Consider the following 14,267-nt stretch of genomic DNA (forward strand, 5'->3'; position numbering starts at 1 on the left):
CCCTAGAGAATCCCCCCTAGCCCCCCTTAAAAAGGGGGGAACCGGAATTAAAGTCCCCCTTTTTAAGGGGGATTTAGCGGATGCGCGCTCGTCGGGTTTCCCGACGGTTTAGCGCACCAAGCAGGGGGATTTGGATCTGCGATTCACATCAAACAACCTTTTCAGATATCCTCTAAGATCGAAACCCAACTTTTTCGAGAACTTGGGTTTTTGGATGACGATAGATCGTGCGATTTAGTTGCTAACTATAGTCACGACTTTACTACTGGCTAGATCGTTACTTCCGATAGGTAAAAATGGATTGAAAGCATGACCTTAGCTCGAAGATCGACTGGGGACGATCGAGCTAAAGTGATAGCAATCAAGAACGAATCGATCGCCAACCCGCTATTTCCCAGTTCGATCTTAAGTAACTACAAGGATTTACTCATGTTGAAATTTACATCATTAGCTGTCGGCATACTTACTGCAATTTCGATCGTCCCAGCCGCTCAAGCCCGACCTATCTACGATAATCCGCCAGTCATCATCCAGCAACCAGCTAGATCCACCACTCCACAAGTCATCGTGGTAACGCCGCAAACACGTCAGAATGTTGACTATCGTCAAGGCTGGACGGCAGATCGTTATCGTCAGATGGAATTAGTTCGCGAACGCGAAGCTAGAGCACGGTGGGAATCCGCACACTTTCGCCATGGTCGCTACGACCGCCACCATCGCTCGTACAACGATCGCTATGACTACAATAATTCCTACAACGAGCGTAGCTATCGTCGCGATCGCTAGGTCGTTACCGAGTCTAATTTAAGCTGCAATTGAATATCTAAGCTGGGGCAATCTAATGTAGTTAGATTGCCTCTTTTTGTCATCGATCTTCTCCAGCTCGATCGACTTCGATTGCCGCTTGAAATACATGACTATAGTCATACTTTCTCTTTAAATAGATGATGACTTTCGGTAGTCAATAGCAAGTAAAAACTGTTACTTTCGATGGATGAATAGAGCGTGAGCGCGCGATAAATTGAAATTAATCTACTTATCCGAATGAGATTCAGCCTGTTACGTTGACGAGCGATTTTACGTCACCATGAGGATGATTTATATATGTCAAAACTTACTACATTAGCAATCGGCTTACTGGGTGCAATTGCCCTCTTCCCAGCGTCTCAAGCAATGGCTGCGACTGGTAGCCCAGAACCCGCCATCAAACAACCAGCCGCAGATCTGCAAGCCCAAGTAATTTTGAGAGTCGGCCCCGATCGCGATCGCGGTTACTATTCAAATTGGGAAGCAGATCGCTATCGTCGGCGGTTGGAATGGCAACGCGAACGCGAAGCTCGCGCTCGGTGGGGACGAGGCTATTACGAACGCGATCGCTATTATCGACCGTCCGATCGTGGTTATTATCGCGACTACCGTTACTATCGTTAAATCGGTATTCTCATTCCTAACTCAGGTCTAGTTAGGTATTTAGGCTAGCGATCGATCTCGAATCCAGTGTGTAAAACCTAGTAATCTCGCCCTCACCCCCTCTCCCAAACTTGGGAGAGGGGAGCCAGAGCCGGAGGCGAGGGCGGGGTGTGGGCAACGGAACTTCGCCAAATACTTAAGGCGATCGAAATTACCAACAAGAGGACAGTCTCAGCTAGACTGCCCTCTTTTCGATCGTACTGGCTCCCTACCAACTAGCAACGGTATAATAATCGATCGAAGCCGACGATCGTCATCGCGATCGCAATTCCCCCTGATTGAAACGCGATCGTCCTATCTGTCAGCCCCTTCAGCAGATCCCACCACCAAACTTATGACCCAAACGCCCCTCTCGCCCAACCAAAATCGCCAGTTACCGCTTCAACAGCCAGACAATCTCGGTCGGTTTGGCAAGTTTGGGGGGAAATATGTCCCAGAAACGCTGATGCCAGCATTGCTAGAGTTTGAAGCCGAATACTATCGCCACACCAAAGATCCCGAATTCCACCGGCAGCTCAACGGACTCCTCCACGACTATGTGGGCAGACCCAGCCCCCTCTACTTTGCCGAGCGCCTGACCGAACGGTATGCGCGTCCCGATGGCACTGGTGCCCAGATTTACCTCAAACGCGAAGACCTCAATCACACTGGCGCGCACAAGATTAATAACGCCCTCGCCCAAGTCCTCCTTGCCAAACGGATGGGCAAACAACGCGTCATTGCCGAAACTGGTGCGGGTCAGCATGGCGTCGCCACCGCTACCGTCTGCGCGCGATTCGGGCTAGATTGTGTCATCTTCATGGGCGTAGAAGATATGAAACGCCAAGAGCTGAATGTGTTTCGGATGCAACTGCTCGGTGCGGAAGTCCGTCCGGTCGCCGCTGGCACGGGCACGCTCAAGGATGCCACCTCCGAAGCGATTCGGGATTGGGTGACAAATGTGGAAACCACGCACTATATCCTCGGATCGGTTGCTGGCCCTCATCCCTATCCGATGATCGTCCGCGATTTTCATGCCATTATCGGCGTGGAAACTCGCACGCAAGCAATTGAAAAATGGGGCGGCTTGCCAGATATTCTCCTCGCTTGCATCGGTGGCGGCTCCAATGCAATGGGACTATTTCATGAATTCGTCAAGGAGCCAAGCGTCCGCTTGATTGGTGTCGAAGCTGCTGGAGAAGGCGTAGACACTGACAAACACGCTGCCACCCTGACCAAAGGTCGTCCCGGAGTGCTCCACGGAGCGATGAGCTATCTGCTCCAAGATAACGACGGCCAAGTTACCGAAGCCCATTCGATCAGTGCCGGATTGGACTATCCTGGAGTAGGGCCAGAACATAGCTATCTCAAAGACTTGGGACGCGCTGAGTACTGTAGCGTCACCGACACGCAAGCTCTGGTGGCTTTCCAGTTATTGTCCAAGTTAGAGGGGATTATCCCCGCCCTCGAAACCTCCCACGCCATCGCCTATCTCGAAACCCTGTGCCCGCAACTTACTGGCAGTCCCAAGATTGTCATCAATTGTTCGGGACGCGGTGATAAAGATGTGCAGACAGTGGCGAAGGTACTTAAATTCTAGGGAATAGGGAATAGGGGATGGGGAATAGGGATTTAGAAAAATGGCTATTTGTAAGGGAAAACAATCCTTATGGATAGCCATTTAAACCGTTGCTCTCAATCTTTAAAATAAATAATTGAGCTAACGAACGATGCTCTGTTTGCCTCCTTCGCATTCTCGATTTTAATCCCTATTCCCTATCTTCTAAACTCTATCCCCTATCCCCTATCCCCTAATCTATGACTCGCTCCAGTGGCATCCTCCTCCATCCCACCTCACTACCTAGCCCCTTTGGGATTGGCGACATGGGTGAAAATGCATATAAATTTATTGACTTCTTACATGATGCCAAGCAGAAATATTGGCAGATCTTACCGTTAGGGCCGACGGGTTATGGCAACTCGCCCTATATGTGTTATTCGGCGATCGCCGGCAATCCCCTGCTGATCTGTCCGGCTAAACTATTAGACGATGGCTTACTCGCGCCAACAGATTTGGAAAACTTACCGACATTTCCGACTCATAAAGTTGATTTCGCACTCGCGATCGAAATTAAAACCAAACTATTTCATATCGCCTTCGATCGATTTCAAAGCTTTGCCGAACCCGATCGCAAACATAACTTCGATAACTTCTGCCACAGTCAAATCTATTGGTTGGATGACTATGCCTTATTTATGGCATTGCGCGAAGCACACGATGGCAAGGGCTGGTATCAATGGGAACCAGATTTAGTCAAACGCGAACCGATCGCCCTAATTCACTGGCAAAATCAACTTAAAAACCAAATTGCTTACCATAAATTCATTCAATTTAAGTTCTTTGAACAGTGGTCGGCATTGAGAGAATATGCCAGAGAACATGAAGTGCAAATCGTTGGCGATATCCCGATTTATGTCGCTCACGATAGCGCAGATGTTTGGGCAAATCAAGAATTCTTTGAACTCGATCCCGAAACTGGAGCCGCCGCCCTCATGGCTGGCGTACCGCCCGATTACTTTAGCGAAACCGGACAATTGTGGGGCAATCCCGTCTATAACTGGGAAAATTTAGCACATACGCAGTTTAATTGGTGGATTCAAAGATTTGAATCATTACTCAAATTAGTCGATGTAATTCGGGTCGATCACTTTCGGGGTTTCCAAGCATTTTGGGCAGTAGAGCAGGGCGAAACTACCGCCATGAATGGACGATGGATCGAGGCTCCCGGTGCAGATTTATTTAACACCATTCAACAAAAATGGGGGCATTTGCCGATTTTGGCTGAAGATTTGGGCGTAATTACCCCGGATGTAGAAGCCTTGCGCGATCAGTTTGGTTTTCCAGGCATGAAAATCATCCAATTTGCCTTTGGTTCGGACAATGGTAATCCCTTTCTACCATTCAATCACGCACCGAATTTTGTGGTGTATACAGGTACCCATGACAACGATACCAGTGTTGGTTGGTTTGAAAAATTAGAAGGCGTCGAACGCGATCGATTCTTGTTGTATGCTGGCGGAATTTGTTCGGCGGGAGTGCATTGGGATCTGATCCGCTTGGCGATGACTTCCGTTGCACATCTGGCAATCTTTCCGCTCCAAGATATCTTGGGTTTGGGTGGAGCCGCGCGGATGAATTTTCCCGGTTTGGCAGAGGGCAATTGGGAATGGCGATACGATCCGACTGTTCTCAACGAGCAACTAGCATTACGCTTGAAAAATCTCACCTTAATTTGCGGTCGCGGGAGTCATTAAAGCTAGTTCTGACAGTTTTAATGTTAGTGAGATTCAGAAAAATCTTTGAACATTTTCACTCCAGGAAGGGTGAGATTGTTTGGGAGCGGAATTTCAAATTGCTGAATTGTTCGATATCCAAACCTAGCATATAAAGGTTCGCCAGCTAACGTCGCCACAATCTCGATCGTTCCAAATCCAGCAGCTACAGCCGCCGCCTCGCACTGACGCATCATTTGACTGCCAATACCTCGGCGCGCCCATGCTGGATGCACGAAGAATGCGCGAATCTTGGCAGGATGAAGATTCGGATCGATTAACTCATCGGCGGCGGCACTCTGATTGAGATCTCCGCCATAACTAGTCGAGCGTCTGCTCCAGCCACCACAGCCGACAATCTGACTGTCACTCTCAGCAATAAAATAGGTGCGATCGCGGATTAATTGACTGTCCACTGCAAACACAGTGCCTAAAGCTCCTTCAATCTGTGCGGGAGTATAGTAGCTTGCTTGCAGCATCCTCACCGATAGGGGAATTAAACTTGTTAAAGCGGGAATATCTTCTAAACGAGCTGGGCGAATCTGGATATCCATCTAAGTTCTTGAGGTAGGTGGGTAGATCGATCCTGGCTGTGGATGGGGCGAAATGATAACAGGCTCACGACTTTGTATATACTAAGTCATGAGCCAGAACAGAAAATCTGTCACTCCCCATCTCTAAAGTTAGGACTGTCGATCGTCATGTCATTTTCTAAAATCTTAATTGCCAATCGGGGCGAGATCGCGCTGAGAATCATTCGTACCTGTGGCGAGATGGGGATCGGGACAGTTGCCGTACATTCAACGATCGACAGGCACGCACTCCACGTCCAACTCGCCGACGAAGCAGTGTGTATCGGCGAACCAATTGGGAGTAAGAGCTATCTAAATATCCCGAATATTATCTCCGCCGCCCTGACGCGAAATGCCACTGCAATTCACCCCGGCTATGGTTTTCTGGCGGAGAACGCCCGTTTTGCCGAGATCTGTGCGGATCATCATCTCACCTTTATCGGCCCCTCCCCCGACGCGATGCGAGCGATGGGGGACAAATCCACCGCCAAGGAAACCATGAAGCGGGTGGGCGTACCGACGGTACCTGGTAGCGACGGACTCCTCGCCGACGCCGACGAAGCCCTTAAAATTGCAGGCCAAATTGGCTATCCAGTTATGCTCAAAGCCACCGCTGGCGGCGGCGGACGCGGGATGCGACTGGTACATGAAGAAGCAGACTTAGTGCGCCTTTATCATGCGGCTCAAGGCGAAGCCGAAGCCGCATTTGGCAACGGTGGCGTCTATGTCGAGAAATTTATCGAATGTCCGCGCCATATCGAGTTTCAGATCCTCGCCGATAATTATGGGAATGTCATCCATCTGGGCGAGCGCGATTGCTCGATCCAACGCCGCCACCAGAAATTACTCGAAGAAGCCCCCAGTCCGGCATTAACGCCCGAATTACGCAAAAAAATGGGTGCAGCCGCGATCGCCGCAGCCAAATCGATCGACTATGCTGGTGTCGGGACAGTTGAATTTCTACTCGACAAACACGGTGATTTCTACTTTATGGAGATGAATACCCGCATCCAAGTCGAACATCCCGTCACCGAAATGATTACCGGATTGGATTTAATTGCCGAACAAATTAAAGTTGCCCAAGGCGAAAAACTTTCCCTAACTCAATCACAAGTAGTCTTGAAAGGACACTCGATCGAATGTCGCGTCAATGCCGAAGATCCCGATCGCAACTTCCGCCCCTCCCCAGGTAAAATCACTGGTTATCTAGCCCCAGGCGGGCCAGGAGTGCGGATCGATTCCCACGTCTATACCGATTACGACATTCCGCCATTTTACGACTCTCTAATCGGCAAATTAATCGTCTGGGGAGTCGATCGAGATACCGCCATTCGCCGGATGCGCCGCGCATTACGTGAATATGCAATTACTGGCGTCCCTACTACGATCGATTTTCACCAACGCATTCTCGAACATCCCAATTTTATTCGGGGCGAAGTTTATACGAATTTTGTGGAGCAGATGATGAACGAACAACGGTGACAAGATCGAAACCCGATCGATCGCAAAAAGGTTCTCCGACAGCGATAAATGCCTTCAAAGAACCCTTCTGCGTTTTTATTTCCGTCAAATCGGAACGAGAGGATTTGAACCTCCGACCCCTACTACCCCAAAGTAGTGCGCTACCAAGCTGCGCTACGTCCCGTTGCAATGTATCATCATAGCAAACCTCGATCGATTACGCAAGCTCTAATTTAGAGAATGGCTAGGATGATGATTTTGTCTACTAGCAAACAGTCTCTACCGATGTCGGGTTGAGTAAAAATGCTGCCGATCGATTGGCTGTTGCCTCGGAAATCTGAATCGGGATGAGTTCGATCGAGCTATCTTTTAGCAAGAAATCGCGAACTTTGAGATTGTCGCCAGTATTGAACGTTGTCTCATAAAATACTTCCCGAATTCCGGCAGAAATGATGATTTTTAAGCAAGATAAGCAGGGTTCCAAAGTTACATAAATACTTGCTCCATTTGTAGAAATACCGTGTTTAGCTGCTTGGGCGATTGCATTTGCTTCGGCATGTACCGATCGTGAGGGCAAAATTTTACTCGCATTACACGCACTCAATTCGGGATAACAAAATCCCTGCGTCGTACAATGTACCGAACCCGATGGCGAACCATTATAGCCTGTCGATAATACTTGGCGATCTTTGACAATTACCGAGCCGACAGGGAAGGCTAAACAAGTAGATCTAGTGGCTGTCAATTTCGCCAGCATCATGAAATATTCATCCCAAGTCGGACGCGAGGAAATATCATACATTAGGTTTTAGACTTTAGGCTTTGGGCTTTAGTTTTTAGAAGGTATACATGTATAATGAGCTATTCCCATTACTTACGTTTCAGCTAAGTACAACACAAATATTAGTAAATTATTAGTGGCTTAGGCGTATATATTTGAAAAGTGAAAGGATTTTTACCTGCCATCGTATCGGAGAAGCTATTAATAAAGTGAGGTGGTAGATATGGCTCAAATTCTTTATCGATCGATTCTGGATGGCGCGGAAAGAATGTATCGCAATCATAACTTTCATCCAGGCGAGAAAGATAGACAATATCGAGATTGACTAAATTTAATACCTGCTGATATAGATTAGCTCCACCACAATAAAATACCTTGGTATTCGTTCCTAATTCTATATCTCCACAATTAAGATCGCTAGTAAAACTTAGCTCTGCGGCTGGATACTTGTCTGCAAATCGCGATCGATACTCGTCAGCCTGAGATGTTATCACCACGTTCTGCCTACCCTTTAAAGGTGCTTTGTCTCGATCGAACATCCCATCGAAAGTTTTCCGCCCCATGACGATCGTGTTACCCATTGTCAGATTCATAAATAGTTTCAAGTCTGCTGGATAATGCCAAGGCATATAGCCATCTTTACCAATACCACCATCTTTATCGATCGCTGCAATTAGAATTTTTTGCATGATTATTTATACTGCTACTGGTAATTTAATAAAGGCACCATGTTGATAATTGACTAATTGAATCCGATCGATATCATCATAAGTCAAGTCGAACATCGATCGATCGCCCAATTGACTCAAATCTAATTGTGGCAACTCATATGCTTCCCGACTAGCATTCCGATAAGGCTCGACATGATCCACATACACATGTGCATCGGTAATCGAATGATAGAAATCGCCTGGTTCGAGCTTAACTTCCCGACAAACTAGTAACAATAGCAGTGAATAGCAAGTTAGATTAAAAGGATTACCCACGCAATGATCTGACGATCGTTGTTGGAGATGTAAATTTAATTTACCACCTTGATAATTTAACGTAAAACTATGATGACAAGGTGGTAACTTACTGATAGTCGCATTCGGTGGGTACCAAGCAGTGATATGCAGTCTCCGCGATCGAGGATTGCGTTTTAATTCATCGATCGCCCATCGTAATTGATCGAAACAAGGCAAAACTATTTGCTTTTGGGCATTTATAACTAAATCGTGTCGATACTTACTATCTGCAAGATTAACCAACGATTCACCATCGCACAAATAATTACTATCTTCGCGCCGAATTGGAGCCGCATAATCGGGAACTGGATAATATCGCCAAAACCGACCGTAAGCAGTTTCTAAATTACCATCTGCATCGCTCCAAGCATCCCAGATTTTAGTGTGTTGTTTGAGGTTGCGAATATGTGGCTCCCCCGATAGATACCAAATCATTTCCGTCACCAAGCTGCGCCATTGAATCTTTTTGTGCGTCAAAATCGGGAACGCTTGGGCGGTGACAGGTAGCCGATAACTCAATCCGAATAATGAAATTGTATCGGTACCAGTACGGTTAGTTTCTCTCGTACCCTCGATGAGGATTCGATCGAGAATCTCTAAGTATGTCTTATCTACTATATTCATACACGAAGCTTACGCGCTACCTAACGGAGGTCAAGTGATTTGCCAAAGCCCATTATCCTACGATTCGATCGTCTCACGTTATTTGCGATCGACGTAGGGTGTGTTGTCTTGACGCACACAACCTGGAGGAAACATCCAGGTTGATGCGTCGCTATCGCGCCAGCGTAACGCACCAACGCCATCTTCAAATCCCTGTATGCCCGAAACCACCCTTTCGCTCGCCCACCGTTGTCAATTCCTCTACCACCCGCTCCTGTGCCACGCATGCCTCTAGATACATCACCTGTGCGATTCTCGCTCCATGACTGAATAAATGTAAATCCGAGCCGTGATTGACTAACCCAATCCCCACCCAATCGGGATAATGTTCGTCCACAATCCCTGGCGCATTAATTACCGTAATCGAATTTTTGCACGCCAAGCCACTGCGCGGACACACCAACATCGTGGCGATCTTATTAGGGTCATCAGTACTCAAACCTACTTTAAATCCGGCATTGACGATTTTTTGTTCTCCTGGAGCGAGCATCAAAAATCGGAGCTGTGGTTCGTACTGCTGCAATAAGCCGAGCGTCAATTCTTCAGTAATCTTTTTGCCATTAATATACAGCGCACCTTCCGGATTTTTGGCAATAAATAGAGCCTGAGTCGCCATTACCGACTCTAAAAAGTTATCTGTAGGTGTTGGTAAATAAGCTTTGACATCGAGAGCGGCTGCTCTGTCTACGGCTCTGAGCGGTCTAAATTCTGGATCTGCCAACACGTATTCAACTGAAATCACACTATTACGCTCGTATCTGTTCGGCTTCACACTGTAACAATTTCTGACCCGATCGATCCTTCAAAACTTAACCAATTTTTACAAAAAAGTCAGATATTTATAAACTTAACTAATTTTTACAAACTAACGATCGTCCCAGGATTTATCGATATTTTAGTGGCAATCTCGATCGCCTCCAGCACGCTACGCGAACGCAAATTATGGCTCAATAACGCCATCTTAGTCTCCAGGTCGAGCGAACCCCACGCCCTAACCAGTTACCCAGGAACGTTACTAGCGACTGAGAGCGTCGATGAGGGGTATTTTCGATCGATTTTTTGAGCAGTCCCTGCTCTGTGACTGCGATCGAGTATTTTTTGTTATTGTTCTAATATAGCTTTGAGTCAAACATCAATATTGTTGAGAATTAACTTAGCGGCTTGAAGCTGAATGAGTCCGATCTAAAGCTTGTTAAGTAACTTATAGAATAGATTAAGCAATTTAAAATCCAGATCGAATTGTAAATTTTCCCCCATTTCCGGGGAAGTTAGTGAATAATGCTAGACGTAGCAGAAATTTTATAGATAGTTCTTCTCGTTTGAGATCGCCCACATTAAGTAATGGAGACTAGCAGATCGTGAAACTGGCAGTATATGGCAAAGGTGGGATTGGCAAATCCACAACTAGTTGCAACATCTCCGTCGCATTAGCAAAACGCGGCAAAAAAGTCTTGCAAATCGGTTGCGACCCCAAGCACGATAGTACCTTCACTCTGACGGGGTTTCTGATTCCGACAATTATCGATACACTTCAAGAAAAAGACTATCATTACGAAGATGTCTGGCCTGAAGATGTCATCTACAAAGGTTATGGCGGCGTTGATTGCGTCGAAGCTGGCGGGCCTCCCGCTGGTGCTGGTTGCGGTGGTTATGTAGTAGGAGAGACAGTTAAGCTGCTCAAAGAATTAAATGCTTTTGACGAGTACGACATTATTTTATTCGATGTACTTGGCGATGTGGTTTGTGGTGGTTTTGCTGCGCCTCTAAATTACGCCGATTACTGTTTGATTGTTACGGACAATGGTTTTGATGCTTTATTTGCTGCCAATCGGATTGCCGCATCGGTACGTGAAAAAGCGCGGACGCATCCTTTACGCTTAGCTGGTTTGATCGGCAATCGGACATCCAAGCGCGACTTGATCGATAAATATATCGAAACAGTCCCGATGCCCGTATTGGAAGTATTACCACTGATTGAAGATATTCGCGTCTCTCGCGTTAAAGGTAAGACCTTGTTTGAGATGGCAGAAACCGATAAATCTTTGGAATATGTCTGCGATTACTATCTGAATATCGCGGATCAAATTCTGGCATTACCTGAAGGTGTTGTGCCGACGGATGCGCCCGACCGGGATCTGTTCAGTCTGTTATCTGATTTCTATCTCAATCCGGTTGAGCCGAAGGCTCAGGATGCTAGCGAGAAAGTGGATCTGATGATGGTTTAGGTTTAGTGGGTGGCGGGGATCTACCCACCCCGCCCTTCAGGCACCCCTCCGAGGAGGGGATTTTCCACGCCAGGATCTGTAGGGGCGGGTCGATGCTATTAATCTCCGCTGTAACGATAACTATCGTACAAACCCGCCCTCACCCACTATTAAACTAGAGATTGTATTTATCCCTGGGTTGGTGAAGAAGTGGGCAGATCTGTAGGTTGGGTTGAACGAATGTGAAACCCAACATCCACGCAATCGATCTGTGAGTGTGTTGGGTTTCGGTTTGCTCTACCCAACCTACAGATCTAAAAAATCCCCTCCTCTGCGCAGGCAGACGCTTCGCGAACGGAGGGGTGGCGCGTAGCGACGGGGTGGGTACCCCATCAACCGCAGCCAACAAATTAAAAATTATATTTAATGGAGAATAATATATGACTGTTGCAGCAGAGCCACAGGCGTTAAATTTTGAATGCGAAACTGGTAACTACCATACCTTCTGTCCGATTAGTTGCGTAGCTTGGTTATACCAAAAGATCGAAGATAGCTTCTTCCTCGTCATCGGTACCAAAACTTGCGGTTACTTCCTCCAAAACGCCATGGGCGTAATGATCTTCGCCGAGCCGCGCTATGCGATGGCGGAATTGGAAGAAGGCGATATCTCCGCCCAGTTGAATGACTATGCCGAACTCAAACGTTTGTGCGAACAGATTAAACGAGATCGCAACCCCAGCGTAATTGTCTGGATTGGTACCTGTACCACCGAAATCATTAAGATGGACTTGGAAGGCTTGGCTCCACGGTTGGAAGCTGAATTGGGCATCCCGATCGTGACTGCTCGCGCCAATGGGTTAGACTATGCCTTTACCCAAGGTGAAGATACCGTCCTCGCGGCAATGGCGGCGCGTTGTCCCGAAAAGGCTCCTGTCGCTCAGGAAGACAAAGACGAGCGCAATGCCATCTCTAAACTGATGAACTTCGGACGCAAGAAAGAAGATGTCACTATTTCCGACTCCGAATATAAAGATCATCCACCACTAGTATTATTCGGCTCCTTACCCGATCCTGTCGTCACCAACCTGACACTAGAACTAAAAAAACAAGGTATCAAAGTCGATGGCTGGCTCCCCGCCAAACGCTTTACCGAGTTACCCGTACTCGAAGAAGGCTACTACGTCGCAGGTGTAAATCCCTTCCTCAGTCGCACCGCTACGACACTAATGCGCCGTCGTAAGTGTAAACTAATTGGCGCACCATTCCCGATCGGGCCAGACGGCACCCGCGCCTGGATTGAGAAAATCTGTTCGGTATTTAATATCGAACCACAAGGATTAGACGAGCGCGAAGCGCAAATCTGGGAAGGTTTGGAAGAATACGTCAAACTGATTCGCGGTAAATCTGTCTTCTTCATGGGCGACAATCTCCTGGAAGTCTCGATGGCGCGGTTCCTGATTCGCTGCGGGATGACAGTTCAAGAAATCGGCATTCCATACATGGATAAACGCTACCAAGCAGCCGAACTCGCTCTCCTCGAAAAAACCTGTCGGGAAATGAATTCGCCATTACCGACAATCATGGAAAAACCCGACAATTATAATCAGTTGCAACGGATTTACGCGCAGAAACCCGATTTAGTCATCACCGGAATGGCTCATGCCAATCCACTGGAAGCACGGGGCATTACGACTAAATGGTCTGTTGAGTTTACGTTCGCGCAAATGCACGGTTTCACTAATTCTCGCGATATTTTGGAATTAGTAACTCGTCCGTTGCGCCGAAATGAGAATCTCAAGGATCTCGGTTGGGAGAAATTAGTCAGAGATGAAGCGGTAGTTTAAATTAACTGACAATTAAACATTAAAACAGAGCCTAGCTATAGGCTCTGTTTTTTGATGACTCGATCAAAATAATTGTCTGAAGAGATAGATAATGCTTAACTTCTTCCAGTGAGAATTTGAGGAGAATAACTTTGCAATATTGGGTTCCAATCAAACCAGATAAAAGCTTTCCTGTCTATTATGGCTGATACTTGTTCTTCCGTCAAATGGAGATGAATTTCTGTCATTAAGAAAGGATTTTTATTTCCAACAGTTAAACCGAAAACTTTTAACACAGAGTTGCCAGCTAAAAACTTAAATTCATTGCTATCAGGAAGCGGTGTGAATTGATGCTCATAGGCAGTTCCCTCCATACTAATGTAAATTCCACTACCCCTCACTAACTCTTTGTCTCGATATGCCCAAATGCTAAATGTTTGATTAAGTCCATTTTGACTGAGGTTAACAAACATATTTTCAACTACAATGCCGCGCTTTGCGGTGCTATAAAGTAGAGTTCGTAAAAATATTTTTGGAATAACTTTTCGATCCTCTACAGTAATCCCAAAACATACGATTGTTGGCTTCGTCATTTTTAGCTTGCCCTGACGGAATAATGTTAGCCAAGCTGTTGTACCTGAAATGAACATAGATGTTGCAGAAACTAGAAAGCTGAGATTGGGATCTATCACTGATTCTCTCACTAATTATTTTGTAACTTACATCATATAATAAATACCAATCTTATTAGGTGAGTAAATTGATCGCATGATTACAATAATTATAAAAGCGATCGAATCTAATTTATCTACCATTTTAATCGATCAACATGACCCGATCGACCATCAAATATAGGATCTGTAGGGGCGGGTTTATGCAAATAATTATCGCTAAATTCGATCTATCTCAAACGAACCCGCCCATCCTCACTAGGATCGATTGTGATAATTTGGGATGATGATGTTCGATCGATT

The 14,267-nt window shown here is 46.5% G+C and carries 14 protein-coding genes and 1 tRNA gene; 8 read left to right on the top strand and 7 right to left on the bottom strand.

Annotated elements, in window-relative coordinates; all coding sequences use genetic code 11:
- Nucleotides 1–351: 351 nt before the first annotated feature.
- The 4 genes from RMO84_RS13525 to malQ all read left to right on the top strand — a co-directional run bounded on the left by RMO84_RS13525 (nt 352) and on the right by malQ (nt 4,764).
- On the top strand, nt 352–786 hold the full coding sequence (locus tag RMO84_RS13525) for a hypothetical protein (RefSeq protein ID WP_310488972.1): 435 nt from the start codon (nt 352–354) through the stop codon (nt 784–786).
- 318 nt (nt 787–1,104) lie between these two features.
- Nucleotides 1,105–1,431: a hypothetical protein gene (locus RMO84_RS13530; protein WP_310488973.1), complete on the top strand. Its 327-nt coding sequence runs from the start codon at nt 1,105–1,107 to the stop codon at nt 1,429–1,431.
- A 373-nt stretch (nt 1,432–1,804) separates the two neighbouring features.
- The gene (gene trpB, locus RMO84_RS13535) at nt 1,805–3,049 is read left to right on the top strand and encodes a tryptophan synthase subunit beta (RefSeq protein WP_310488974.1); all 1,245 of its coding nucleotides are present in this window, start codon (nt 1,805–1,807) and stop codon (nt 3,047–3,049) included.
- A gap of 218 nt (nt 3,050–3,267) precedes the next feature.
- Nucleotides 3,268–4,764: a 4-alpha-glucanotransferase gene (gene malQ / locus RMO84_RS13540; RefSeq protein ID WP_310488975.1), complete on the top strand. Its 1,497-nt coding sequence runs from the start codon at nt 3,268–3,270 to the stop codon at nt 4,762–4,764.
- Between the two features lie 23 nt (nt 4,765–4,787).
- On the opposite strand, the gene RMO84_RS13545 is transcribed toward malQ, so the two are convergent.
- Entirely contained in the window at nt 4,788–5,336 is a 549-nt protein-coding gene (locus RMO84_RS13545) for a GNAT family N-acetyltransferase (RefSeq protein ID WP_310488976.1), read from the bottom strand.
- A gap of 147 nt (nt 5,337–5,483) precedes the next feature.
- Here RMO84_RS13545 and accC point away from each other — a divergent pair, with 147 nt between their 5' ends.
- Nucleotides 5,484–6,836: an acetyl-CoA carboxylase biotin carboxylase subunit gene (gene accC, locus RMO84_RS13550; RefSeq protein ID WP_310488977.1), complete on the top strand. Its 1,353-nt coding sequence runs from the start codon at nt 5,484–5,486 to the stop codon at nt 6,834–6,836.
- Nucleotides 6,837–6,925: 89 nt separating this feature from the next.
- Here accC and RMO84_RS13555 read toward each other — a convergent pair.
- From RMO84_RS13555 to RMO84_RS13575, 5 genes are all read right to left on the bottom strand, one after another.
- A tRNA-Pro gene (locus RMO84_RS13555) sits at nt 6,926–6,999 on the bottom strand.
- 81 nt (nt 7,000–7,080) lie between these two features.
- Nucleotides 7,081–7,617 carry a dCMP deaminase family protein gene (locus tag RMO84_RS13560; RefSeq protein WP_310488978.1) on the bottom strand — a complete coding sequence of 179 codons (537 nt, stop codon included), beginning with the start codon at nt 7,615–7,617 and terminating at the stop codon, nt 7,081–7,083.
- 101 nt (nt 7,618–7,718) lie between these two features.
- Entirely contained in the window at nt 7,719–8,285 is a 567-nt protein-coding gene (locus RMO84_RS13565) for a dihydrofolate reductase (protein WP_310488979.1), read from the bottom strand.
- A gap of 6 nt (nt 8,286–8,291) precedes the next feature.
- Nucleotides 8,292–9,227 (bottom strand): thymidylate synthase, encoded by a 936-nt coding sequence (gene thyA, locus RMO84_RS13570; RefSeq protein ID WP_310488980.1) that lies wholly within the window; start codon nt 9,225–9,227, stop codon nt 8,292–8,294.
- Between the two features lie 184 nt (nt 9,228–9,411).
- On the bottom strand, nt 9,412–10,038 hold the full coding sequence (locus tag RMO84_RS13575) for a hypothetical protein (RefSeq protein WP_310488981.1): 627 nt from the start codon (nt 10,036–10,038) through the stop codon (nt 9,412–9,414).
- A 126-nt stretch (nt 10,039–10,164) separates the two neighbouring features.
- On the opposite strand from RMO84_RS13575, the gene RMO84_RS13580 reads away from it, so the two are divergent.
- From RMO84_RS13580 to RMO84_RS13590, 3 genes are all read left to right on the top strand, one after another.
- The gene (locus tag RMO84_RS13580) at nt 10,165–10,329 is read left to right on the top strand and encodes a hypothetical protein (protein ID WP_310488982.1); all 165 of its coding nucleotides are present in this window, start codon (nt 10,165–10,167) and stop codon (nt 10,327–10,329) included.
- 295 nt (nt 10,330–10,624) lie between these two features.
- Nucleotides 10,625–11,491, top strand: coding sequence for a ferredoxin:protochlorophyllide reductase (ATP-dependent) iron-sulfur ATP-binding protein (bchL, locus tag RMO84_RS13585; protein WP_310488983.1), 867 nt, complete (start codon nt 10,625–10,627; stop codon nt 11,489–11,491).
- 419 nt (nt 11,492–11,910) lie between these two features.
- The gene (locus tag RMO84_RS13590; protein ID WP_310488984.1) at nt 11,911–13,314 is read left to right on the top strand and encodes a ferredoxin:protochlorophyllide reductase (ATP-dependent) subunit N; all 1,404 of its coding nucleotides are present in this window, start codon (nt 11,911–11,913) and stop codon (nt 13,312–13,314) included.
- A 95-nt stretch (nt 13,315–13,409) separates the two neighbouring features.
- Here RMO84_RS13590 and RMO84_RS13595 read toward each other — a convergent pair whose 3' ends face one another.
- Nucleotides 13,410–13,985, bottom strand: coding sequence for a hypothetical protein (locus RMO84_RS13595; protein ID WP_310488985.1), 576 nt, complete (start codon nt 13,983–13,985; stop codon nt 13,410–13,412).
- Nucleotides 13,986–14,267 lie beyond the last annotated feature (282 nt).

Origin of the sequence: Chamaesiphon sp. VAR_69_metabat_338 (genome assembly GCF_031423935.1) — a bacterium.
Taxonomy (GTDB): Bacteria; Cyanobacteriota; Cyanobacteriia; order Cyanobacteriales; family Chamaesiphonaceae; genus Chamaesiphon.

What these genes read in the sequence shown, in the direction of transcription:
- RMO84_RS13590 (WP_310488984.1), top strand. Translation starts at nt 11,911, where the DNA reads ATGACTGTTGCAGCAGAGCCACAGGCGTTAAATTTTGAATGCGAAACT.
- RMO84_RS13545 (WP_310488976.1), bottom strand. Translation starts at nt 5,336, where the DNA reads ATGGATATCCAGATTCGCCCAGCTCGTTTAGAAGATATTCCCGCTTTA.
- accC (WP_310488977.1), top strand. Translation starts at nt 5,484, where the DNA reads ATGTCATTTTCTAAAATCTTAATTGCCAATCGGGGCGAGATCGCGCTG.
- RMO84_RS13530 (WP_310488973.1), top strand. Translation starts at nt 1,105, where the DNA reads ATGTCAAAACTTACTACATTAGCAATCGGCTTACTGGGTGCAATTGCC.
- RMO84_RS13560 (WP_310488978.1), bottom strand. Translation starts at nt 7,617, where the DNA reads ATGTATGATATTTCCTCGCGTCCGACTTGGGATGAATATTTCATGATG.
- thyA (WP_310488980.1), bottom strand. Translation starts at nt 9,227, where the DNA reads ATGAATATAGTAGATAAGACATACTTAGAGATTCTCGATCGAATCCTC.
- trpB (WP_310488974.1), top strand. Translation starts at nt 1,805, where the DNA reads ATGACCCAAACGCCCCTCTCGCCCAACCAAAATCGCCAGTTACCGCTT.
- RMO84_RS13565 (WP_310488979.1), bottom strand. Translation starts at nt 8,285, where the DNA reads ATGCAAAAAATTCTAATTGCAGCGATCGATAAAGATGGTGGTATTGGT.
- malQ (WP_310488975.1), top strand. Translation starts at nt 3,268, where the DNA reads ATGACTCGCTCCAGTGGCATCCTCCTCCATCCCACCTCACTACCTAGC.